The organism is Stenotrophomonas sp. (assembly GCF_032099025.1).
Taxonomy (GTDB): domain Bacteria; phylum Pseudomonadota; class Gammaproteobacteria; order Xanthomonadales; family Xanthomonadaceae; genus Stenotrophomonas.
In genome coordinates, this window is sequence record NZ_DAMCID010000009.1 from 94691 (window position 1) to 116585 (window position 21895).

Here is a 21895-nt window from a genome sequence, read left to right on the forward strand (position 1 = left end):
CGTGGGCGCGGCAGACGCCGTCACGTCTGGATCCGTACCATGGCGTGCGGACCCCCGGATTCAGGAGAACCCCTCTGCGCATGTTCCGTCCCACCCCGCTGGCGTGCTGCTGCGCGCTGATGTCGGCTGCAACCCTGCCGAACCTGGCACAGGGCCAGACCCCCACCGCATCGGCGCCGCCCATCGAGCGCCTGCCCACGGTTCAGGTCCAGGCGGCACGTGGCCAGCAGGTGGCCGACGTGGACCTGCCGGCGTCGATCAGCACGGTCTGGATGGATGACGACGCCAATGGAAACCTCGCCCAGGTCAGCGAGGCGCTAAACGGCATTCCCGGGGTGGTGGCCCGCGACCGCCAGAACCTGGCGCAGGACACCCAGCTGTCGATCCGCGGCTTCGGCGCGCGGTCCACCTTCGGGGTACGCGGGGTGCGGGTGCTGGTGGACGGCGTGCCGGCCACCATGCCCGACGGCCAGGGCCAGCTCTCGCATGCCAACCTGCTGTCGGCGCAGCGCGTGGAGGTGCTGCGCGGACCGTTCTCGGCCCTGTACGGCAATTCCTCCGGCGGCGTGGTGCAGGTCTGGAGCGCTGACGGGGCGCCGGGCGATCCCTGGCGGCTGCGCCTGGCCACCGGCAGCGACGCCACGCTCAGTGCGGGCGCCCAGTTGCGCGGTCAACAGGGGGGCGTGCGCTACAACGTGGCGGCCAACCACTTCCGTACCGACGGCTGGCGCGACCACAGCGCTGCGCGGCGCGAGTCGGTGAACGCGCGGCTGGGCACGGATGTGGGCGGCGGCCAGCTGGACCTGGTGCTCAACTACTTCGATTCCCCCGACGCGCAGGACCCGCTGGGCCTCACCCGCGAGCAGGTGCGCCAGGACCCCCGCCAGGCCACGGCGGTGGCCCGCCAGTACAACACCCGCAAATCGGTGCGCCAGGGGCAGGCCGGGCTGGTCTTCACCCGTACCGACGGGGCCCGGACCTGGCGCGCGATGGGCTATGCCGGGCAGCGCAGCGTGGAGCAGTACCTGGCCATTCCGCCCGGCCCGCAGGCCAATCCGCTGCATGCCGGTGGGGTGATCGACCTGGACGGCGGCTACGGTGGGCTGGACGCGCGCTGGGCCTGGCAGGGGCAATGGGCCGGCCGGCCGCTGGAGTTCGTGATCGGCGCCAATGCCGACCAGCAGCAGCAGGATCGGCGCGGTTACGAGAACTTCGTGGGCGACGACCTGGGCGTGCGGGGCGCGCTGCGACGCGACCAGCGCGACCGGGTGCGCAACGTGGATCAGTTCGCCCAGGCGTTCTGGCAGTGGGCGCCGCGCTGGTCGCTGCTGCTTGGGCTGCGCCACAGCGAGGTGCGCTTCCGTTCGGACGACCGCTACATCACCGGGCGCAACCCGGACGACAGCGGCAGCCGCGACTATGACGCCACCACGCCGGTGGCGGGCGTGGTGTTCCACCCCAGCGACGCCTGGCGGGTGTACGCCTCGGCAGGCCGCGGGTTCGAGACGCCCACGTTCAACGAGCTGGGCTACCGCGCCGATGGGCAGGCTGGGCTGGCGCTGGACCTGTCGGCGGCGCGCAGCCGCAACCTGGAACTGGGCAGCAAGTGGCGCGGTGCCGGGGGCGCGGCGTTCGACGCGGCACTGTTCCGCGCCGACACCGATGACGAACTGGCCGTGGCCAGCAACACCAACGGGCGCAGCACCTACCGCACTATCGGGAAGACCCGCCGTCAGGGCGTGGAAGCCAGCCTGCAGCTGCCGTTGGGCGCGCAGGTGGACGCGACGCTGGCCTACACCTACGTGCGGGCCACGGTGCGCGAGCCGTACCTGGTGTGCGCCGGCAGCGGCTGTGCCACCCCGAACACGCCGGTGGCGGCGGGCTCACGACTGCCGGGCGTGCCCGAGCAGCAGTGGTTTGGCCGGGTGGATTACCGCCCCGGCGAGTGGCAGTGGGCGGGCGAGGTGGTGGCCTCCAGCGACACGGTGGTCAATGACCTGGCCACCGACCGCGCACCGGGCTACGCACTGCTGAACCTGGAAGCCGCGCGGCGCTGGACCACGACGCAGGGCGGGCTGCGCGTGTTTGCGCGCATCGACAACGCCCTGGACCAGCGCTACGTGGGGTCGGTGATCGTCAACGACGGCAATCAGCGCTTCTTCGAGCCGGGGCCGGACCGTCGTTACAGCGTGGGCGCGCAATGGACGTGGCGCTGACGCGCGCGAACAGCCACGCAGGGCGTGGCTCTACCGGCAGACGCCGAACGGTCCGTAGAGCCACGCCCTGCGTGGCTGAACAACCGGACCCGCGCGACCGCCACGCGCGACAGGCCCATTCAGCGCGGTGGCTTGGCCGGCACGAACGGCGAGGTGGGGTCGCTGGCCGGGAACGTCTCGTCCAACGCCTCATCCTGGTTGTCGCTGGCGTGCTCCTTGCGCTCGCGGCGCTGGTGCTCGTTTTCCTTGATGGCCGGTGCCGGGGCGCCCGTCGGGTCCTTGCGGTCGCGGTAACCGTGCGAGGAACTGGCGGCGATGGGCAGGTGATCGTCCGCACCGGTCGTCTCCGCCTCATCCGGCGAGGACATGCCGGCGCCGCGGTCTTCGGCGTCCTGCAGGTCATGTTTGGCGCGCTGCTCGCCCGGGACCGGGGCAGTGGCTTCGCGCAGAGGGTCGCGTGGCATGGGAGTGTCTCCAGGGAGCGGTAGCCTGCAGCGTACCCACCCGCGGTGGGTATCTGCCGTGAAGCCCGCACGAAGGCAGCGCAGCGGATGCCAACGGATCTGTCACGTCTGGATAACGGCGGCGGGGCTATTCCTGCCTCCCCCACCACCGCCGGAGACGTGCCATGCCCCGCCTGGACCGCCGTGCCGCACCCGTGCTGTTCAACGCCTACCTGCAGCCGGACCGGAACGCACGGCGGGGACGCCGCGCGCGCGCCGAAGATCCGCAGGCAGTGGCGCAGGACTACCTGCAGTACATGCGCAACGACTACGAGCGCCGCCGCGCGCACGGCCGGCGCAGCTGGAAGGACCTGTACCCGGCGTATTCCTTCGCGCTGACCACGCACTACGCAGACTGGCCGCGCGGCAACGACGACGACACCGACGGCGAACTGGCCGAGCACTGGGAACAGATGCGCGGGCAGTCGCGGCTGGGCTGGGTGCAGGCACGCGCGATCGTGGAAGACGCCTGGCTGGCGCTTGACCACATGCCCGCTGCAGCGGTGCACGGCCTGGTGCAGTAAACAGGCAGGCACGCGTGCAGCTGGCCTGCACGCAGCGGACACAGGCGTTTCACACACTGCGCGGTACAGCTGTCGTCCCTCTTTTCCGACGTGGAGTGGCGCCGCCATGGCCCGACCGATCTGGACCGGAACCCTCTCGTTCGGGCTGCTGAATGTGCCGGTGTCGCTGATGTCGGGTGAGCGCAAGACCGACCTCAGCTTCCGCATGCTCGATTCGCGCGACCGCAAGCCGATCCGGTTCGAACGGGTCAATGCCGATACCGGCGAAGAAGTGCCGTGGAAGGACATCGTCAAAGCCTACGAGTATGACAAAGGCAGTTACGTCGTCCTGGACGAGAGCGATATCAAATCCGCTGCGCCGGAAAGCCACGAGACGGTGGAAGTGGAAAGCTTCGTCGACGCCAGCCAGATCGACCCGCGCTACTTCGAGAAGCCGTACCTGCTGGTGCCCGGCAAGAAGGCCGAGAAAGGCTACGTGCTCCTGCGCGAAACGCTGCGCAGTACCGGCAAGGTAGGCATCGCCCGCGTGGTGGTGCGTACCCGCGAATACCTCTGCGCGGTGATGCCGCACGAGCATGCTCTGGTGCTGCTGATCCTGCGCTACCCGCAGGAACTGGTGGATCCGGAAGAACACAAGCTGCCTACCGGCTCGCTGTCCGAATACCGCATTAGCAGCAAGGAAACGGAGATGGCCGAGCAGCTCATCGAATCGATGTCCGGCGAATGGAAGCCGGATGAATACCACGATGAGTTCCGCGAACGCCTGCAGGCCGTGCTGACCAAGCGCATCAAGGAGAAGGGCGGCACCACCACGGTGGAAGACGATCCCGCGCCGCGCGAGGATGCCGCCACCAACGTGGTGGACTTCATGTCGCTGCTGCAGAAGAGCCTGGATGCCAAGAAGCGCACGCCGGCGAAGAAGAGCGCGGCGGTGTCCAAGGTGGTGAAGAAGCAAAAGCCGGCCAAGAAGGCGGCCAAGGTCGCCAAGGCCGCGACCAAGGTCGCCAAGGCCGCCAGCAAAGCGACCCCCAAGCGCACCAGCACGCGCAAGGCCGGGTAAGCCGCCATGTCGCTGCAGGAATACAGGCGCAAGCGCCGCTTCGGTGAAACGCCCGAGCCCGATGACGAGCGGCGCGGTGCGGCGGCGCGACGGCCGATCTTCGTGGTGCAGCTGCATCATGCCAGTTCCCGCCACTACGACTTCCGCCTGGAGGCCGATGGCGTGCTCAAGAGCTGGGCGGTGCCGAAGGGACCGTCGCTGCGTGTGGGCGAGAAGCGGTTGGCGGTCGAAGTAGAAGACCACCCGCTGTCGTACGCCACCTTCGAGGGCGACATTCCCAAGGGTCACTACGGGGCCGGCCACGTCGATGTCTACGACCACGGCACCTGGGCGTGCGATGGCAATCCGCTGGAAGCGATCGCGACCGGGAAGCTCGACTTCGTGCTGCACGGAAGCAGGCTGAAGGGCGGCTGGAAGCTGGTGCGCACCGCGATGGAGGGCAAGCAGCACCAGTGGCTGCTGATCAAGCGCGATGACGATGAAGCACGTGATGCCGATGCCGACGCATTGCTGGACGCGCCACCAGCGCCGGCGAAGCGTGCTGCGGCGAAAACGCCCAGCGCCACATCCAGATCCAACGCCGCACCCAAGCCCACCACACGCCGCAACGCCAACGCGCGCTGGAACAAACGCGCGCTGGCGCTTGAGCACGCGCGCGCCACGCCCTACCCGCACGACTTCACGCCGCAGCTCACCGACCACCGCGCCACCGCGCCCGATGGCGATGCGTGGCTGCACGAGATCAAGTGGGACGGCTACCGCCTGCTCGCCGACGTGCGCGACGGCGCGGTGGCGTTGCGTTCGCGCAACGGCCTGAACTGGACCGATGATTTTCCGGAAGTGGTGCAGGCCATTGCCGCGCTGCCGGTCACCGACCTGCGCCTGGATGGCGAACTGGTGGTGCTCGACGCGCAGGGCCGCAGCGATTTCACTGCGCTGCAGAAGGTGATCGACGGTACCGCGAAACAGCCGCTGCGCTATGTGGTGTTCGACATGCCTGGCGTGGCCGGTGTAGATATCAGCCGCTCGCCGCTGCTGGATCGCAAAGCCCTGCTGAAGGCGCTGCTGGGCGAGACCCCGGGCACGCTCGCGTACAGCGACCACGTGCTCGACCATGGCCCGGCCGTATTCGAGGCGAGCGGCACGGCCGGGTTTGAAGGGATCATCAGCAAGCGCGTGGATGCGCCCTACGTCAACACGCGCTCGCCGAGCTGGGTGAAGGTGAAGCACGAGAATACCGATGAGTTCGTGGTGGTGGGCTATACCGATCCGAAGGGCTCACGCAGCGGCTTCGGCTCGCTGCTGATGGCCACGCCTGACAAGGCCGGGCTGCGTTACGTGGGCCGCGTGGGGACGGGTTTCGACGACGCCAGGCTGGCCACCATGCATCGCCAGCTGAAGGCGCTGGCCACCGACACCGCAGCGGTTGAACTGCCCTCGCATGTGCCATTCACCGCACGCAGCGTGCACTGGGTGACACCCACGCTGGTGGCCGAAGTGGCCTTCCGCGGCTGGGCCAAGGAAGGGTTGTTGCGCCAGGCCAGCTTCAAGCGGCTGCGCGAGGACAAGCAGGCGAAGGACCTGGGGGCACCGGATGCTGCAACACCGGCCAAGGCGCGCCGTACCACCGGCATCCCCGCGCGGGCGACATCGCGTTCGGCCGCGAAGGCCTCCGCGGACACGTCGACCGACGTGACCATCAGCCATCCCGAACGGGTGGTGTTCGCCAAGGCCGGGCTCACCAAGGGCGATGTGGCCGACTACTACCGGCAGATGGCGCGCTGGATCCTGCCCGAGGTGGCACGGCGGCCACTGTCGCTGCTGCGCTGCCCGGATGGCGTGGACAAGCCGTGCTTCTTCCAGAAGCACCACGGCACGGGGCTGGGCGACGCGGTGAAGGCGATTCCGCTCGAACAGAAGAGCGGCCGCGAAGACTACCTGTACATCGAGGACGTGGAAGGCCTGCTGCAGCTGGTGCAGATGAACACGCTGGAGCTGCACCCGTGGGGCGCGACGGTGGCGGACCCCGAACATCCCGACCGCCTGGTGTTCGACCTGGACCCGGGCGAAGGTGTGAGCTGGACGGCGATCAAGGCCGCCGCCCGCGACGTGCGTGCGCGCCTGCAGGAAGTGGGCCTGGAAAGCTTCGTGCGCCTGTCCGGCGGCAAGGGCGTGCACGTGGTGGTGCCGTTGACGCCGAAGGCCGACTGGGCGCAGGCCAAAAACTTCTGCGATGCCTTCGCGCAGGCCATGGCCGAACACGCACCGGACCGCTACGTGGCCACCATGAGCAAAGCCAAGCGCACCGGGGTGATCTTCATCGACTGGCTGCGCAATGCGCGCGGGGCGACCAGCGTGAGTTCCTGGTCGCTGCGCGCGCGGCCGTCAGCCGGTGTGGCGGTGCCGTTGCGGTGGGAAGAGCTGGGGCGGGTCACCGCCGCCGATGCATTCCCGTTGCCGAAGGCGTTGCAGCGGGCGCAGAAGTTGAAGCAGGACCCGTGGGAAGGCATCGATCAGATCAGGCAGGCGTTGCCGACGGTGTAATCCGGCGACCGACCATCGCGCCCAGCCACGCCATGCGTGGCTGAACACCCTCACCGCGGCCGATACCGCGCCCCCAGCCAGATACCGGCGGCCTGGAACGGCAGCGACACCAGCAAGACGACGACGAACCAGAACGGAAAATCATTGCCCAGGTCCCACGCGGCATACACCGATGCCGCCGCGATCAGCGCCCACACCACGCCGCCGTGCACGTACGGCCAGGCCGGTGCGTAGCGCGCCGCGAAGGCGGTGGCGGCCACGCCACCGAGGAGGGTCCAGGCCAGGTCCCACGCCAGGCGCGGTTCCCCTTCACCCAGCCCGATCCACCCTGCGAGCCAGCTCGCCGCGCCGTTGATCATGCCCAGCACGAACAGCGCAACCACCACCGACAGCACGGACAACACAACGGTCTTGGCGAGCGACAGGGCAGAGGACATGGGCATTCAACCGCAACGGAACTGCGACCATTATGGCGTCAGCCGACCAGCGCCGCCGATTCCCGTGCCAGCTGTTCAATGCCGGCCCAGTCGCGCGCCTGCAGCAGGGCGCGCGTGGTCAGCCACGAGCCGCCCACGCACAGCACATTGGGCAGGTGCAGGAAGTCGCGCGCGGTCTGCGCGCTGATCCCGCCGGTGGGGCAGAACCGCACGTCGCCGAACGGGCCGTTCCATGCCGACAGCATGGCCGCGCCGCCGGCCTGCACTGCGGGGAAGAACTTGAAGGTATCCAGCCCGTGTTCCAGGCCGAGCATCAGTTCGGACGAGGTGGCCACGCCCGGCAGGAACGGCAGGTCGGTATCGCGCGCGGCGGCGTACAGGCGCGCCGTGGCGCCGGGCGACACCGCGAAGCGGCCCCCCACGGCCTTCACCCGCTCCATGTGCGCGGCGGTCAGCACGGTGCCCGCGCCCACCACGGCATCGGGCACGGCCTCGACCATGGCCTGGATCGCGTCCATCGCGATGGGCGTGCGCAGGGTCACCTCGATCACCGGCAGCCCGCCGTTGAACAGCGCCTGGGCGACGTTCACCGCCTCATCAACGCTTTCAGGGGTGTACACCGGAATCACCGGGGCCAGTTTCAGGACTGCGCGTACGCGCGGATCAGCGCCGGACATCGAATCGCTCCTCGCCCGTAAGGGCCAGTACGTCAGCTTCGCTGACGGGGTTGAAATCACCGGGAATCGAGTGCTTGAGGCAGGCCGCAGCCAGGCCGAAACGCACGATCGCTTCCGGTTCGAAGCCACGCATCATGCCATGCAGGATGCCGGCGGCGAACGCGTCGCCACCGCCGATGCGGTCCACGATGCCGATCATCTCGCGCGTCGGCGCCACGGCACGGGTGCCGTCGCGGCCGACCAGCATGGCGCCCAGCGCATGATGGTCCACGCTGTGCGGGGTGCGCTGCGTGCACGCCATGAACTGCAGGCGCGGGAACGCGGCGAATGCCTGGGTGGCGGCGGCATCCACGCGCTCGGCCAGCGTGGCCTGTTCAAACTGCCCGCCCAGCACCACGCCGATATCGCGGTAATCGGCGAAGGCCACGGTGGCGCAGTCGAACAGCTCGCGCAGGATGCGCGGTGCGTCGCCTTCCCAGCGCGCCCACAGCGAGGGCCGGAAGTTGCCGTCGAACGACACCCGCACACCACGTGCGCAGGCCGCACGCGCGGCCACCAGCGTGGCCTCGGCCATGGCCGGGTTCAGCGCCGGACTGACCCCGGACAGGTGCAGCCACTGCGCGCCCTGCAGCAGCACGTCCCAGTCATAGTCGCTTGCACTGCCCAGCGCGAACGCCGAATCCACGCGGTCGTACACCACCTCGCTCGCGCGCTGCACCGCACCGGTGGTCAGGAAATACAGGCCCATGCGGCCGGGCCGGGTCTGAACGTGGGTGGTGCCCACCCCGTGCCGGCGCAGCTCGCCGGCCACGTACTGGCCCAGCGGGTTGGCCGGCAGCGTGCTGACCATGCTCACCGTGTGGCCGAAGTGGGCCAGCGAGACGCCGACATTGGCTTCCGCACCACCGGCGTGGACCGCCAGCTGCGCGGTCTGCAGCAGCAGTTCACGGCCTGGCGCGCTCATGCGCAGCAACAATTCCCCGAAACAGACAACACGACTCATGGCGATGGATCCTTCGTGGTGGCATGACCCGCGGGTCATGGCCTGGCAGATTGGCTAGCGGTGTCATTCTACGGGTGCGGACCCGTCCGTCCACCGGGACGGAATGTCGGAACCTATGTCCCGCAAGCGTCTACGGGACATTGAAAGTCTGCTGCGGTGCAAGATGCCCGATCTCCAACGGACTGTTAACGTCCGCCCTGACCAGCGGTGTCATTGCACTGACATGTCGCCGGATTGCTGTTTCATGTAGCACCTTGGGAGAGGGAAAACATGCAATATCGAAACAACCAGAAAAAGACACCGGTTACCTTGCTCGCCCTGTCCATCGGCCTGGCGCTGAGCGGTACCGTCCTGGCGCAGGACCCGGCCCCGGCCGCGGCCACCGACCTGGATACCGTCACCGTAACCGGCTACCGCGCCAGCGTTGAAAAAGCGCTGGACATCAAGCGCAGCGAGTCCGGCGTGGTCGATGCCATTGTCGCCGAGGATATCGGCAAGTTCCCCGACCTGAACCTGGCCGAGTCGCTGCAGCGCGTACCCGGCGTGGTCATCACCCGTGAAGCCGGCGAAGGCCGCAACATCTCGGTGCGTGGCCTGGGCCCGGACTTCACCCGCGTGCGCATCAATGGCATGGAGGCCCTGACCACGGTCGGCGCCGGCGACCAGAGCGGTGGTACCAACCGCGGCCGCGGCTTCGACTTCAACGTGTTCGCCTCGGACCTGTTCTCGCAGCTGATCGTGCGCAAGACCGCCTCGGCCGACGTCGAGGAAGGCTCGCTGGGCGCCACCGTCGACCTGCGCACCGCGCGCCCGTTCGACTATGACGGCTTCACCTTCGCCACCAGCGGCCAGGCCAGCTACAACGCCATGGCGCAGAAGGCCGACCCGCGCATCGCCGCGCTGATCTCCAACACCTGGGCCGATGGCACCTTCGGCGGTCTGCTGTCGGTGGCCTACTCCGAGCGCCAGGCGCTGGAAGAAGGCTCCAACACCGGCCGCTGGGCCAACGGCCCGAGCAATGGCAACTTCAACGCCGCCTCGCCGTTCGCCGCCGCGCGCAGCGCCAACGTCTACCACCCGCGCTTCCCGCGCTACGTGCAGATGGAACACGAGCAGAAGCGCCTGGGCGTGACCGGCACCCTGCAGTGGAAGCCCAGCGACGCCACCGAAATCTCGCTGGACGCGCTGTACTCCAAGATCGATGCCGAGCGCGACGAGCACTACATCGAGGCGATCTCCTTCAGCCGTGGCACCAGCACCACCCCGCGCCTGGTCGGCAAGCCGGCGATGATCGTCAAGAACGGCGTGATCGAGAACAACGCGCTGGTCTACGGTGAGTTCGACAACGTCGACATCCGCACCGAGAACCGCCACGACGAGTGGAGCACCGAGTTCAAGCAGATCGCGTTGAACGGCCAGCACCGCTTTGGCGATGACTTCACCTTGTCCGGCAAGGTCGGCATCTCGCGCTCCAAGCACGAGAACCCGGTCCAGACCACGATCATCATGGACAAGTACGACGTCGACAATTACAGCTACGACTACCGGGGCAACAGCCGGTTCCCGACGCTGAACTACGGCATCGACCCGACCAACCCGGCGGGCTGGGAACTGGCCGAGATCCGCCTGCGTCCGCAGTACGTGGACAACGACTTCGACACCGGCCAGGTCGACTTCAACTGGAACATCAGCCCCGGCTTCCGCCTGAAGGGCGGCATCCTGGCCAAGAACTACACCTTCAGCACCGTGGAACTGCGCCGCGCCAGCGAACTGGCCGTGCCCAACTTCCCCAACGGCACCAAGATCGTGCCGGTGGACATGACCCAGCAGGCCAGCCTGAAGGGCATCACCGGCAGCCCGGACCAGTGGGTGGTGCCGAACCTGGACGCCATCGCCAACCAGTTCGACATCTACAGCAACTCCGGCATCTTCGCCGTCGCCCCGCGCGCCAACAACGTGCGCAGCGTGGACGAGGAAGACCGTGGCGGCTACCTGATGGGCGAGTTCTCCACCGACCTGGGCAGCATCCCGTTCTCGGGCAACTTCGGCGTGCGGTACGTCAAGACCAAGCAGAGCTCCACCGGTCTGTCCACGCTGGCCACCGGTACGGTGTCCACCACCGTTGACCGCAGCTACGACGACACCCTGCCCTCGTTCAACCTGGTAGCCGAAATCAGCCCGGACTTCCTGATCCGTCTTGGCGCCGCCAAGGTGATGAGCCGTCCGGGCCTGGGCAGCCTGACCCCGGGTGCCACGGTGGCCGTGGCAGGTGGTGCGCGCACCATCTCCAGCGGCAACCCGAACCTGGACCCGATCCGCGCGACCAACGTGGACCTGGGCTTCGAGTGGTACTTCTCCGAAGGTGCCATGGCCGGTATCGGCCTGTTCTACAAGGACATCGAAAGCTTCGTGCAGACCACGCGCGAAGTGGCGCCGTACAGCGCCAGTGGCCTGCCGGCCGAACTGCTGATCGGCACGGGCGCCTCGCCCGCCGATGACTTCACCTACACCAAGCCGGTCAACACCCCCGGCGGCGAGCTGCACGGTGTGGAAGCGAACTACATCCAGCCCTTCACCTTCCTGCCGGGCAAGTGGTCCAACCTGGGCGTGCAGTTGAACTACACCTGGGTGGAATCGCAGATCCAGTACATCAACTCCAGCGGCCAGCCGGTGATGAAGGCGGACCTGACCGGTCTGTCCAAGTCGTCCTGGAACGCCACGCTGTTCTACGAAGGCAAGGTGTTCTCCGGCCGCGTCTCGGCCACCAACCGCGATGATTACCTGACCCAGGTGCCGGGCACCGAAGCCGGTTTCAACGTGGACGGTACCCATGGCATGACCGGCACCACCTTCATCGATGCCTCGATCCGCTACGCGATCAACGACAAGCTGGAGCTGAGCCTGGAAGGCATGAACCTGACCAACGAGGCCAGCGATGAGTGGGTGTACTCGCCGGCCACCGGCCGCCTGCCGCTGCAGTACACCGAAACCGGCCGGCAGTTCATGCTGGGCGCGCGCTACAAGTTCTGATCCATCGTAGACCCGGTGGCGGCGTGCCAGGGCACGCCGCCACTGCTGCGACGCAAGATGTTGGGGAACCGTTGCTTTGCTAGCGTGTGCTGCGTGCATGACAGGCGGCGGGGAAGGCCGCGCGTCTGCAGGCAGCGCACGTGCATTGCGTTGTGCCCATCCCCAACGCCACTGCCGTACCGCTGAGTTGTCGAAAGGAACCGCCATGCCGCTGCACGTTGTCCGTTCGCCCCGCCGTACCCTTCTTTCCGCCAGCCTGCTGTTGCTGCTGCTGGGAGGCAGCGCGGGGGCCTGGGCACAGGGCGCACCACAGCTGCTGTTCCACGTCTCGGCCGACCAGGGCTTTACCGCCGACACCGCCCAGGGCGATGCCATTCCGAATTTTCAGGACAAGGTCAAGCGCGTGCCCAACGGCGCGCACGGTGCCGCCATCCAGTGGGACGACGACGGCGTGCTGTCGTGGAACGCACCCGGCAACATCCAGGCGCAACGCGGCACGCTGGGCTTCTACTGGCGCCCGCGCTATGCGGTGGGTGAAGCCCCGTTCGTGATATTCCGGGTCGGCTATGCCGACCACAGCAGCTGGGACATGGCCTGGCTGCGCATCGACTGGAACGGGCACGGCTTCGATGCCTTCGTGACCGATGCCAACCTGGCGCGCACCCGCGTGTCGTTCAAGCTTGACCAGAATCCCTCGCCCCAGCAGTGGCAGCACATCGCCCTCGGCTGGGATGAAAACCATGGCGTGCGCCTGTATGTGGACGGCCGGGAAGTGGCGCGGCAGGAGACCACCGCCGATTACGATGCCGCGCTGGACCAGCTCGGCCTGGCCGGCCGGGTGATGGCGCCTTACCAGGTGCAGAGCCGTTACAACTTCCTGCGGGGCAGCGACGTCGACGAGATCCGCGTCTACGACCGCCTGCTTGATGCCGCCGGCATGGCGGCGCTGGCGGGCAACAAGGCCCCCACCACCGCCGTGGCCGACAGCGGCCCGATGCGCGCCTGGAACCACCGCTTCGGCTGGGACCGTGCGGCACCGCCGGCGCTGGCGGCGCCCACCACCACCATCCGCAAGATCGAGTTCGCCGACACCAAAGACCACAAGCAGTGGATGTGGAAGGCCACCGACGGCATTGCCGAGACCACCTGGCCCGGTGTCTACAACCGCTCGCGCCTGCCCGGGCGCAACGATTACTTCCAGCTGCCCGACTGGAACACCTACGTGGAAGGCGGGCAGCAGCTCGACCTGACCCTGCCGGAGGGCGAGACCGTCAACCGCATTGAAGTGCGCGGTGCGGCATACGGTTCGCTCAGCCACGGCAGCGGTGACGCCGCTGCCACGCCGCTGCTGCAGCGCCCGCAGGGCGTGGTGCGCAGCGTGGACGACATTCCGGCGCAGACCGGCGGCGTGCTGCACGTCCGCAACGTGGCGCAGGAAACCCCGATCCAGGAAATCTGGGCGTACCAGGTCAGCGACGCGGCCGAGCCGGAAGGCACGGTCAAGCAGCGCTACCTGATCGACAGCCAGGCCCTGCCCGACTATCTCAACATCACCGCACTGCGCGAGTACATCGACGGCCGCTACCCGGCGGCCGAGCGCAGCACGGTGATGGCGCTGCCCAAGGGCGCCGGCTCCCGTCGGCGCGGCGCGGACACGCTGCCCGCCACCCCGCTGCCGATCGTGCATGTGCTGGTGCCGTCCGGCGTGGGTGACGCACCGGGCGCGCAGCCGCTGATCCGCAGCTGGGCACACAGCTGGGAAAACATGTACGACGGCCTGGATGGCGTGGCCATCGACCTGCCCGCGCTGGACCTCCCTGCGGCACGCGACGGACTGATTCCGCTCAACATCCGCATCAAGGATCCGATCTGGCCGGCGCGCGACATGATCGACGTGTCGGTGTCGGTCACGCCCAACGAAACGCGCACGCTGTGGCTGGACCTGCGCGACCGCATCCTCACCGCCGACAGCCTGTGGATCAGCATCGCCTCGGGCGCACCGGGCTTCAACGCCGGTTCGCTGGATGGCGCGGAGATCCGCATGGTCTACAAGGCGCGCGACGAAGCGAAGAAGGAGCACCTGGCCGACCGCTTCAACCAGGTCCGTGACAACTGGGGCTTCCTGGTGGAGGAACACACCACCTCCAAGCGACAGCGCCTGTATGCGCGTGTGTATGCCGACCTGAGCGATCTGCTGCGGGTTGATCCGGACCATGCGCTGGGCCGGCTGTACTGGAACTACATCAGCTACAACAGCCAGGGCAAACCGCCGTTCACCCAGCCGGTGGCGCCGAAGGGCGTGCCGCTGTGGGCGTTCCGGCAGACCGAAGACCTCAGGTACGTGCGCCGGTTCGTGGACTGGTGGATCGACAACCGCCAGATCGACTACGGCGACTTCGGCGGCGGCATCTCCGACGACACCGACCTGACCCAGCAGTGGCCGGGCCTTGCGCTGATGGGGGTGGAGCCGGACCGGCTCAACCGCTCGCTCACCGCGCTGTCCGATGCGGTGTACCGCAACGGCATGTTCTCCAATGGCCTGAGCACCATCGAGACCGATGAACTGCATTCCTACGAGGAAGGCATCAACGCCAACAGCGCCATGCTCTACCTCAACTGGGGCGACCCCCTCACCGTCGAGCGGCTGATGGAGACGGTGAAGGCCTTCGACGAACGCATCATCCTGCCCAACCCACAGGGCCACCTGCTGTTCTCCAGCAACTGGTTCGGCGGCAACAAGGTGTACCGCGAGCCGAACTGGCAATGGCAGAAGCCCTACTCGTTCCCGGCGCTGCACCCGGCGTTCCTGATGGGCCAGTACAACGCCGATCCGACCGGACGCAAGCTGGTCACCGGCCTGGCCGACAGCTACCTGGCCCATGCCTACACCGACGACAAGGGCCGTTGGGCGCTGCCGAACGAGATCAACTGGGCGACGGGCAAGGTGCGCGGCGGTGAACTCAACAACGGCTCCGGCGGTGGCGATGTCATGCACACCTTCTGGGCCGCGTGGCGCTGGACCGGCGACGACAAGTACCTCAAGGCGCTGGACTACCGGGTGGAACGCGGCGGCCCTGGCGCGCTGGCGAACCTGGGCGAAAACTACGTGGAGGTGCTGGGCAAGGCATCCGCGTGGAATCCGAAGCTCATCGCCGACGCCGATGCCGGCAACACCGGCTTCTCCAGCCTGATGGCCTGGCAGGCAACCGGTGACAAGAAGTACCTGGAGGCACTGCATGCCGACGGCATCCAGGCCAAGGCGCAGCGCGAGTACATGAACACCGAGGGGCACTGGTGGTCCGACCGTGTCGAAGCCCCCAGCGAGTTCCTGCAGCGCGCGCGGCTGGGCGGCATCGCGCTCAAGCGCAACCAGAGCTGGCCGGGCCATACGGTGAGCTGGCGTTTCGCGCAGCCCGACGCGGCCGAGCAGGTGGCGTTGCTGGTGCATGCGCCGTCCACCGAGCGTTTCAAGGTGATCGCGTACAACCTCGGTACGCGCGCCGTGGAGGCGCAGATGAGCACCTGGAACGTCACCGCCGGGCAATGGCGGATGACCAGCGGCGTGGACCGCGACGGCGACGATCGCATCGACGGCAAGGCCACCACGCGCGATGTGCAGCTGGAACGCAGCGCCTCCGTGCCGCTGCGCTTCGCACCGGGCCAGGCACAGGTGTTCGAGTTCGAACTGGTTACCGCCGGTACACCGGTGGAGCAGCGACCGGACCTGGGTGTCGGCCGCGGCGACATACGCGTGGACGGCCGCCAGGTGCATGTGACCGTGCACAGCCTGGGCCATGTGGGGACGCCGGTGGGAACCGCGGTGCTGGAGGACGCGAACGGGCGCGAACTGGCCCGTATCGAGATTCCCGCCATGGGTGCGCCCACCGACCTGGTGCCCAGAACCACCACCGTGGGCCTGCCGTTGCCGGCCGGCAACCGCAGCGGCCTGCGCGTGCGGGTGATGCTGGCCGACGGCGGTGCCGAAGTAACCCAGCTCAACAACAGCGTGAGCCTGTAGAGCCGGGCCCTGCCCGGCTGCACCATCCGTAGAGCCGGGCCATGCCCGGCTGCACGCCTACAACGTCACCACGCCCTCGATACACGTCACACACGCCCCACCGATCCACAGCGCATCGCCCACCCGCTCCACCTGCAGCCGCCCCGCACGCCCCAGCACGGTGCCCTGGCTGATCACATACCGATCCGGTGCCTGCCCCTCGTCCAGCAGCCAACGCGCGATGCCGGCGTTGAGGCTGCCGGTGGCCGGGTCTTCCGGCGCGCCGTCACCGGCGATGAAGGCACGTGATTCGAACTGTGCGGCATCGCCATCGCCCTGCAGCCATGGCCCGAACACGCCCACCTTCAGCCCCTCCAGCGCCGCGTAATCCGGCTGCAGTGCCAGCACCGCAGCGCGGTCGCGCAGGCGCATCGCCAGCCAGCCGGTGCCGTTGTCCACCCAGCGCGCATCGAGCACCGCCGCCGCGTCCAGCCCCAGACCAATGCGCACCCGCTCGCGCAATGCCGGCTCCAGTGCGTCGCCGCGCAGCAGCGGCGGCGCCAGAAAGGCCAGCCCTGCCCCGGTGCGGCGGATGCGCACCAGGCCGATGCCGCACTGCTGCACGATCTCCTCGCCCTGCGGCACGCCACCGTGCGCCAGCCAGGCATGGCAGCTGCCCAGCGTGGGGTGACCGGCGAACGGCAGCTCTTCCATCGTGGTGAAGATATGCACCCGGTAGTCCGCGCGTGGATCGGTCGGTGGCAGCACGAAGGTGGTTTCGCTCAGGTTGGTCCAGCGCGCGAACGCGGCCATGCGCGCCTCGCCCAGTCCGATGGCATCGAGTACTACCGCCAGTGGGTTGCCGAGCAGCGGGTCGGCGCTGAACACGTTGACCTGGTGGAAGGGATGGGTAGACACGGAATCTCCTGCGGGGGGTGCATGCTGCACGCCCATCATCGCGTGCGGCGCGGAATGGGTCGAGCATCGAGGCCCGGTGCCTCGCGAAGAAACTCGACCGACCACACGGCATCGCCGCCGTGGTCGAACAGCACCAGCGAGAAGTCCGCGCTGCCATACACCTGCGTCGGCAGGGCATCGGCCGGAATGCTCAGGCGCCAGGACGGCAGCGAGACTTTCGCCATCGCGCCGGCGGCGGGAACCGCCCAGAACACACCGCCGGCATTGCCGATGGTCACTTGAACGCGGTCGGTGTCGTCCTTGACCACGAAGTACGCGATGCCTTCCTCCTGCAGTTCGACGACCCGCCACCCGGCCTGGTGGTCCGGCGGCGCCTCCTGCGACGGCGGGCGCACGGGGTTTTCGGCCGTGGGATCGCATTCAACGCCGGAACGATCGTCGCTGTCCAATGTTCAGAATCCGCATGTGGGGGCCTCGACGCAACGCCATGGCGAACAGGGCGCAAGCCTATCGGGGCCGATAGCGCCACGCATTGAACAAACTCCTAGATTTGACCTGGACCTCACCGGGGCAGCCATGCGCGCCCTCGCACTTACGATGCCTGCGCGGTCAGGCTGCGTCGGTTTCCATCTCTTTGACGCGGCGTTCGTACCAGCCGTTGCCGTCCGGTTCGAAAATCGCGCTGCGGGTCATCTCGCCCTGGTAGACATGCACCGAGATCGCCAGCGCATCGTCGCGGGTGTTGCGGATGGTGTGGTACTCATGGGGCGGAATCAGGCTGCCGGCACTGCCACAGTCGCCGATGATCGACGGCTCGGCCTGGAAGCGGAACCGTTCGCCGTCGCGTTCCAGCAGCCGGTACTGGGTGATCTCCAGCTGCCCCAGCCACACGCCTTCCACGCACCACAGGCCGCTGTGGTCGTGCAGCGGCGTGCCCTGCCCCGGGCCCCAGCTCATGGCCACGATGCTGTAGCCATGGACGGGGCTGCGGTACAGCTCGCGGCGCGCGTAGTGGTCGCTGATCGGGCGGTGCACGCAGGCCGGCAGCTGGATGCGGCTGTCGGCGATGGCCTCGCGCAGCGCGCTGCGCAGGGTCACGGCGATCTGATGGGCATCGTCGTGCTGGACTGCATGATCGACCGCGGCGATCAGTCGATCACGGCCATGGAACGGCGGAAATGGATTGCATTGGTCTTGCATTCCCGCAGTTTAGGTCATCCCGGTGAACAACATGTTTGATCTGAATCACGTCCGTTCGCCGCATGATGGCCGAAATAGCGATCAAACTACGTTTATCTGTTGGCGCTGCCTATCGTGGCGATCCTCCGGGGTGTCGAACGCGGCCGGGCTCCCGAAGGACACGCGTGGCGTGTCGCTACAGGGTTCCGCGCTGCACGAACGGGGCCTGACGGTACAGCCGGCGCTCGCCGCCGCGTGGGTCGTCGGCCTGCTGCGGCGTGGTATCGAACAGCAGCGTCTGCCGCCGTGCCAGGGAGTACGTGTCCCAGCGCGGCAGGCCGGCGTGGTTGGGGTCGCCGTGGCGCGCGAAGGCGATCAGGGCGTCGCTCATCAGGTCGGCCAGATGCTGCGCCTCCGGCCCGTTGCCGGTGCGCGAACCGTGCGCGCGCACGGTGTCGAACACCAGCGGGATATCCAGCGTGTGGAACGCGCCCAGCCGGCCGCCCTCCACCGGCGAGCCCCAGTCCAGCTGGTAGGCCCAGGTCGGCGCGCCCTGGCGCGCGCGCGCCTCCAGTTCCTCCACGGCGCCGCGCCACGAGCGCCCGGCGGTGGTGGCGGCGAAGAACACGTCCGACGGGGTGTAGTGCGGATACAGGCGGCGGTATTCGGCGATCACCACCGACGGCAGCAGATCGACGTACTGCTCCTTCTCCAACCGCGCGGGCAGCGTGTCCCAGGTCAGCGTGAAGTTGGCCGGGTCGTTGCCCAGGAACGCGCGTGTTTCATCGTGGGTGTTGCCGATCACCATCGGCACCTGCGCGGACTGTGCCGGTGCCTCCGGCCAGAACGGGTGCACCGGCAGCGCACCGCCGTCCAGCACGGGACCGAAATACAGGCTGGTGCTTTCCACCCGCGACGGATCGCGGGCGCGCGTGGCCGCCAGCAGTGCCTGCGCCGGCAGGGCCAGCAGTGCCTCCACGTCGGCCGCGCCCACCGTCTCCATGGCGATGCGCGCGCGCTGGGTGGCCGCGCGCGGACCGGCTGCGGTCACCTGCTGGCCGCTCATCGTCCACGCCCGCTGGAACAGCCCGCGCGCGGCCGGCATCGCCATCAGCGTGGCGATCTTCGCACCGCCGCCGGACTGGCCGAACACCGTGATGTTGTCCGCATCGCCGCCGAACTCCTGGGCGTGCTCACGTACCCACTGCAGGGCCTGGATCAGATCCAGCTGGCCGACATTGCCCGAATCGGCGAAGCGCGCATCGCCCAGCTGCGCCAGGTACAGGTAACCGAACACGTTGAGCCGGTGATTGACGGTCACCACCACCACGTCGCCACGCCTGCACAACGCACTGCCGTCGTACTGCGGGTCGCTGCCGGACCCGTTGTTGTAGGCACCCCCGTGGATGTAGAACAGAATCGGTCGGCGCACGCCGTCGCGCAGCGCCGGTGTCCACACGTTGAGGTACAGGCAGTCCTCGCTGCCCGGGCCGTCGTTGCCCCCCTGCGGCGCGGAGGGGCCATGGGCGAGCGCATCGCGCACACCGCGCCAGGGCGGTTCCGGCTGCGGTGGCTGGAAGCGCCGCGTGGCGGTGTCCGCGCCGTAGGCCAGCCCGAGGAAGCGATGTACGCCCTGCTCGCAACGGCCGCGCAGCCGTCCGCCGCGCACCCGTGCAAGCGAATCCGTCGGCGCAGGACCGTTCGAGGCACTGGCCAGTGCCGGCAGCAGCGGCAGCGAGCCGGCAGCCAGCATCAGGGCATAGCGCGCGCTGTCGCGCAGGAAGCGGCGGCGCTGCAGATCGGCGGGGGTGGCCGTCATGGTGCGTCTCCCCGGGGCTGTGCCTGCATCCAGCGCAGCGCCAGCGTGGGCCATTGGGCGGCGGTGAAGCCGGGTGGAATGCGCACGCCGAAGCCATGCCCGCCGTGCGGAAACAGGTGCATTTCGGTGGGCACGCCGGCTGCCGTCAACGCCTGGTAGTACAGCAGGCTGTTGTGCACCGACACCACGGTGTCGTCCTGCGCGTGCACCAGGAAGGTGGGCGGCGTAGCGGGCGTGACCTGCAGCTGCAGGGAGAACTGCCGCACCAGTGCCGCGTCCGGATGCGCGCCCAGCAGGCGCTTGCGCGAACCGCTGTGCGCATGCGCGCCCATGTCGATCACCGGGTAGAGCAGCAGGGCGAAGTCCGGCCGTGCGCTGACCGCATCGATTGCATCCCCGATGCCGGGCAGCGCGGTGGCAAAGCCGCTGCTCAGCCGCGCGGCAACGTGGCCACCGGCCGAGAAGCCCATCACCCCGATCCGCTGCGGATCCAGCTTCCACTGTGTGGCACCGGCGCGAATCACCCGCAGGGCGCGCTGTGCATCGGCCAGGGCGGCCTGGCGGTCGTCGCGACCGGCGGGCAGGCGGTAACGCAGCACGAACAGCGTCACCCCGCCCTGCTCGACGAAGGCAGGTACGAGGGCGGTGCCCTCCTTGTCCAGCACGATGCGCTGGTAGCCGCCGCCGGGAACCACCAGCAGTGCGCTGCCATTGGGCCGGGCCGGGCGATAGACCACCAGGTAGGGCGCGCTGACGGTGTCGATGTAGCGGTCTGGCAGCGCGGCAACGTCGCTGCGCTCGATCACGTTGGGCGTACCGGGGTTCGCCGGCTCCCCGGGGACGCGGCCGGCGGGCCAGAGGTCGATCCGCGAAGGGGCACCGACGGCGGGTTCGGTCTGCGGGACCGCCTGCTCGGCGGCATGGGCGACGTTCAGGGCAGGGGCGGCCAGCAGGCAGGCCGCCAACAAGGGCATCAACACAGCACAACGCATCCGTGGGGTCCTCGAAGGTGGAAACAGAGGCGTGCCGGGCCTGGGCAGGTTCTGATGCGCTGCACATTGCCAATGACACCGGTTTACCATATACAGCTCATCCAAGCGCTGTCGATGGGCAGTGCAACAAATCAACGGGAGACCCGCTTGAGCAACGATCAGGGCAAACAGGACCTGCCAGAACAGGGGTTGGGCGACATCGCCCACGCGTTCGTCTCGGCCCGCCAGCAGGGTCGGTCACTGCCAGATTTCCCGGGAACCATCCCGGATGACCTGGTCACCGCCTACCAGGTGCAGGACCAGGCCATCGCGCTGTGGGACGACCAGGTGGTGGGCTGGAAGGTCGGTTTCATCGCCGCCGAGCGCCGCGACGGGTCCGGGGACGACCGCCTGCTGGGCCCGATCTTCTCGCGTCAGCTCTGGAATGCTACCGGTGGAACACAGGACATTCCGGTCTTCGTCGGCGGCTTCGGCGCGGTCGAGGCCGAGTACGTGATCCAGCTGCAGCAGGACGCCCCGGCCGACAAGCTGCACTGGACCCCGGAAGAGGCTGAAGCCCTGCCCGCCAAGCTGTTCATCGGCGTGGAAGTGGCCAGCAGCCCGCTGGCGACGATCAACAAGCTGGGCCCGCGCGTGGTGGTGTCCGACTTCGGCAACAACAACGGCCTGGTGCTTGGCCCGGAGATCCCGGACTGGACCACGCTGGACGATGCCGAGCTGCGCGCCGAGACCCGCATCGAAGGTGAGGTGGTCGGTACCGGTGGTGCGACCCTGCTGCCGGGCGGCCTGCGTACTGCATTCGCCTTCGCCCTGGGCCGGTCGGCACAGCGCGGACGCCCGCTGAAGGCCGGCGACCTGATCGCCAGTGGCAATGCCACCGGTATTCATGACATCGCCGTAGGCCAACAGGCACTGATCCGATTCGCCGGTTACGGCGACATTACCTGCAAGGCCATTGCCGCCGGGTAACCCGTGCGGACATGGCGAGTACGCTTG

General features: G+C 68.3%; 17 protein-coding genes. 8 read left to right on the forward strand and 9 right to left on the reverse strand.

Translation table 11 applies throughout. The features are described 5' to 3' along the window. The first annotated feature begins 80 nt into the window (after positions 1 to 80). Positions 81 to 2216: a TonB-dependent receptor gene (locus RT456_RS08520; RefSeq protein WP_313345116.1), complete on the forward strand. Its 2136-nt coding sequence runs from the start codon at positions 81 to 83 to the stop codon at positions 2214 to 2216. Positions 2217 to 2335: 119 nt separating this feature from the next. Here the strand turns inward: RT456_RS08520 and RT456_RS08525 are convergent, their stop codons facing one another. Next, positions 2336 to 2680 carry a hypothetical protein gene (locus RT456_RS08525; RefSeq protein WP_313345119.1) on the reverse strand — a complete coding sequence of 115 codons (345 nt, stop codon included), beginning with the start codon at positions 2678 to 2680 and terminating at the stop codon, positions 2336 to 2338. A gap of 164 nt (positions 2681 to 2844) precedes the next feature. Here RT456_RS08525 and RT456_RS08530 point away from each other — a divergent pair, with 164 nt between their 5' ends. The 3 genes from RT456_RS08530 (at position 2845) to ligD (ending at position 6847) form a co-directional block, all read left to right on the forward strand. Continuing rightward, positions 2845 to 3243 carry a hypothetical protein gene (locus RT456_RS08530; RefSeq protein WP_313345122.1) on the forward strand — a complete coding sequence of 133 codons (399 nt, stop codon included), beginning with the start codon at positions 2845 to 2847 and terminating at the stop codon, positions 3241 to 3243. Positions 3244 to 3349: 106 nt separating this feature from the next. Further along, positions 3350 to 4303 (forward strand): Ku protein, encoded by a 954-nt coding sequence (locus tag RT456_RS08535; RefSeq protein ID WP_313345125.1) that lies wholly within the window; start codon positions 3350 to 3352, stop codon positions 4301 to 4303. A gap of 6 nt (positions 4304 to 4309) precedes the next feature. After that, positions 4310 to 6847, forward strand: a complete 2538-nt coding sequence (ligD, locus tag RT456_RS08540) for a DNA ligase D (RefSeq protein WP_313345128.1) — start codon at positions 4310 to 4312, stop codon at positions 6845 to 6847. A 50-nt stretch (positions 6848 to 6897) separates the two neighbouring features. Here the strand turns inward: ligD and RT456_RS08545 are convergent, their stop codons facing one another. From RT456_RS08545 to RT456_RS08555, 3 genes are read right to left on the reverse strand one after another with little or no spacing between them, the layout of a single operon-like run. Next, positions 6898 to 7284 (reverse strand): hypothetical protein, encoded by a 387-nt coding sequence (locus RT456_RS08545; protein WP_313345131.1) that lies wholly within the window; start codon positions 7282 to 7284, stop codon positions 6898 to 6900. A gap of 38 nt (positions 7285 to 7322) precedes the next feature. Next, positions 7323 to 7961: a bifunctional 4-hydroxy-2-oxoglutarate aldolase/2-dehydro-3-deoxy-phosphogluconate aldolase gene (eda, locus tag RT456_RS08550; protein WP_313345134.1), complete on the reverse strand. Its 639-nt coding sequence runs from the start codon at positions 7959 to 7961 to the stop codon at positions 7323 to 7325. Next, positions 7948 to 8970 (reverse strand): sugar kinase, encoded by a 1023-nt coding sequence (locus RT456_RS08555; RefSeq protein WP_313345265.1) that lies wholly within the window; start codon positions 8968 to 8970, stop codon positions 7948 to 7950. Before RT456_RS08555 ends, eda begins: the two co-directional genes overlap by 14 nt. A gap of 264 nt (positions 8971 to 9234) precedes the next feature. Here RT456_RS08555 and RT456_RS08560 point away from each other — a divergent pair, with 264 nt between their 5' ends. Together RT456_RS08560 and RT456_RS08565 are read left to right on the forward strand one after the other, a co-directional pair. Continuing rightward, positions 9235 to 11994: a TonB-dependent receptor gene (locus RT456_RS08560; RefSeq protein ID WP_313345137.1), complete on the forward strand. Its 2760-nt coding sequence runs from the start codon at positions 9235 to 9237 to the stop codon at positions 11992 to 11994. 205 nt (positions 11995 to 12199) lie between these two features. Then, the gene (locus RT456_RS08565; protein ID WP_313345139.1) at positions 12200 to 16012 is read left to right on the forward strand and encodes a LamG-like jellyroll fold domain-containing protein; all 3813 of its coding nucleotides are present in this window, start codon (positions 12200 to 12202) and stop codon (positions 16010 to 16012) included. A gap of 57 nt (positions 16013 to 16069) precedes the next feature. Here RT456_RS08565 and RT456_RS08570 read toward each other — a convergent pair whose 3' ends face one another. The 3 genes from RT456_RS08570 to RT456_RS08580 form a co-directional block, all read right to left on the reverse strand. Next, positions 16070 to 16909 carry a PhzF family phenazine biosynthesis protein gene (locus tag RT456_RS08570; protein WP_313345141.1) on the reverse strand — a complete coding sequence of 280 codons (840 nt, stop codon included), beginning with the start codon at positions 16907 to 16909 and terminating at the stop codon, positions 16070 to 16072. A gap of 35 nt (positions 16910 to 16944) precedes the next feature. Then, positions 16945 to 17304, reverse strand: coding sequence for a hypothetical protein (locus tag RT456_RS08575; protein WP_313345144.1), 360 nt, complete (start codon positions 17302 to 17304; stop codon positions 16945 to 16947). 214 nt (positions 17305 to 17518) lie between these two features. Continuing rightward, positions 17519 to 18007 carry a cysteine dioxygenase family protein gene (locus tag RT456_RS08580; protein WP_313345147.1) on the reverse strand — a complete coding sequence of 163 codons (489 nt, stop codon included), beginning with the start codon at positions 18005 to 18007 and terminating at the stop codon, positions 17519 to 17521. Between the two features lie 9 nt (positions 18008 to 18016). Between RT456_RS08580 and RT456_RS08585 the strand changes: the two genes are divergently transcribed. Then, positions 18017 to 18148, forward strand: a complete 132-nt coding sequence (locus RT456_RS08585) for a hypothetical protein (RefSeq protein WP_313345150.1) — start codon at positions 18017 to 18019, stop codon at positions 18146 to 18148. A 136-nt stretch (positions 18149 to 18284) separates the two neighbouring features. Here RT456_RS08585 and RT456_RS08590 read toward each other — a convergent pair whose 3' ends face one another. Together RT456_RS08590 and RT456_RS08595 are read right to left on the reverse strand one after the other, a co-directional pair. Further along, complete coding sequence (locus RT456_RS08590; protein WP_313345153.1) at positions 18285 to 19907, reverse strand: carboxylesterase/lipase family protein; 1623 nt, start codon at positions 19905 to 19907, stop codon at positions 18285 to 18287. Further along, on the reverse strand, positions 19904 to 20899 hold the full coding sequence (locus RT456_RS08595) for an alpha/beta hydrolase (protein ID WP_313345156.1): 996 nt from the start codon (positions 20897 to 20899) through the stop codon (positions 19904 to 19906). The genes RT456_RS08590 and RT456_RS08595 overlap by 4 nt, the downstream gene beginning before the upstream one ends. A 147-nt stretch (positions 20900 to 21046) precedes the next feature. Here RT456_RS08595 and RT456_RS08600 point away from each other — a divergent pair, with 147 nt between their 5' ends. Beyond that, the gene (locus tag RT456_RS08600) at positions 21047 to 21868 is read left to right on the forward strand and encodes a 2-keto-4-pentenoate hydratase (protein ID WP_313345158.1); all 822 of its coding nucleotides are present in this window, start codon (positions 21047 to 21049) and stop codon (positions 21866 to 21868) included. Positions 21869 to 21895 lie beyond the last annotated feature (27 nt).

Bases quoted from the DNA above. Each gene is read 5' to 3' on its own strand.
- RT456_RS08520 (WP_313345116.1), top strand. From the start codon at position 81: ATGTTCCGTCCCACCCCGCTGGCGTGCTGCTGCGCGCTGATGTCGGCT.
- RT456_RS08525 (WP_313345119.1), bottom strand. From the start codon at position 2,680: ATGCCACGCGACCCTCTGCGCGAAGCCACTGCCCCGGTCCCGGGCGAG.
- RT456_RS08530 (WP_313345122.1), top strand. From the start codon at position 2,845: ATGCCCCGCCTGGACCGCCGTGCCGCACCCGTGCTGTTCAACGCCTAC.
- RT456_RS08535 (WP_313345125.1), top strand. From the start codon at position 3,350: ATGGCCCGACCGATCTGGACCGGAACCCTCTCGTTCGGGCTGCTGAAT.
- ligD (WP_313345128.1), top strand. From the start codon at position 4,310: ATGTCGCTGCAGGAATACAGGCGCAAGCGCCGCTTCGGTGAAACGCCC.
- RT456_RS08545 (WP_313345131.1), bottom strand. From the start codon at position 7,284: ATGTCCTCTGCCCTGTCGCTCGCCAAGACCGTTGTGTTGTCCGTGCTG.
- eda (WP_313345134.1), bottom strand. From the start codon at position 7,961: ATGTCCGGCGCTGATCCGCGCGTACGCGCAGTCCTGAAACTGGCCCCG.
- RT456_RS08560 (WP_313345137.1), top strand. From the start codon at position 9,235: ATGCAATATCGAAACAACCAGAAAAAGACACCGGTTACCTTGCTCGCC.
- RT456_RS08565 (WP_313345139.1), top strand. From the start codon at position 12,200: ATGCCGCTGCACGTTGTCCGTTCGCCCCGCCGTACCCTTCTTTCCGCC.
- RT456_RS08585 (WP_313345150.1), top strand. From the start codon at position 18,017: ATGGGCATCGTCGTGCTGGACTGCATGATCGACCGCGGCGATCAGTCG.
- RT456_RS08590 (WP_313345153.1), bottom strand. From the start codon at position 19,907: ATGACGGCCACCCCCGCCGATCTGCAGCGCCGCCGCTTCCTGCGCGAC.
- RT456_RS08595 (WP_313345156.1), bottom strand. From the start codon at position 20,899: ATGCGTTGTGCTGTGTTGATGCCCTTGTTGGCGGCCTGCCTGCTGGCC.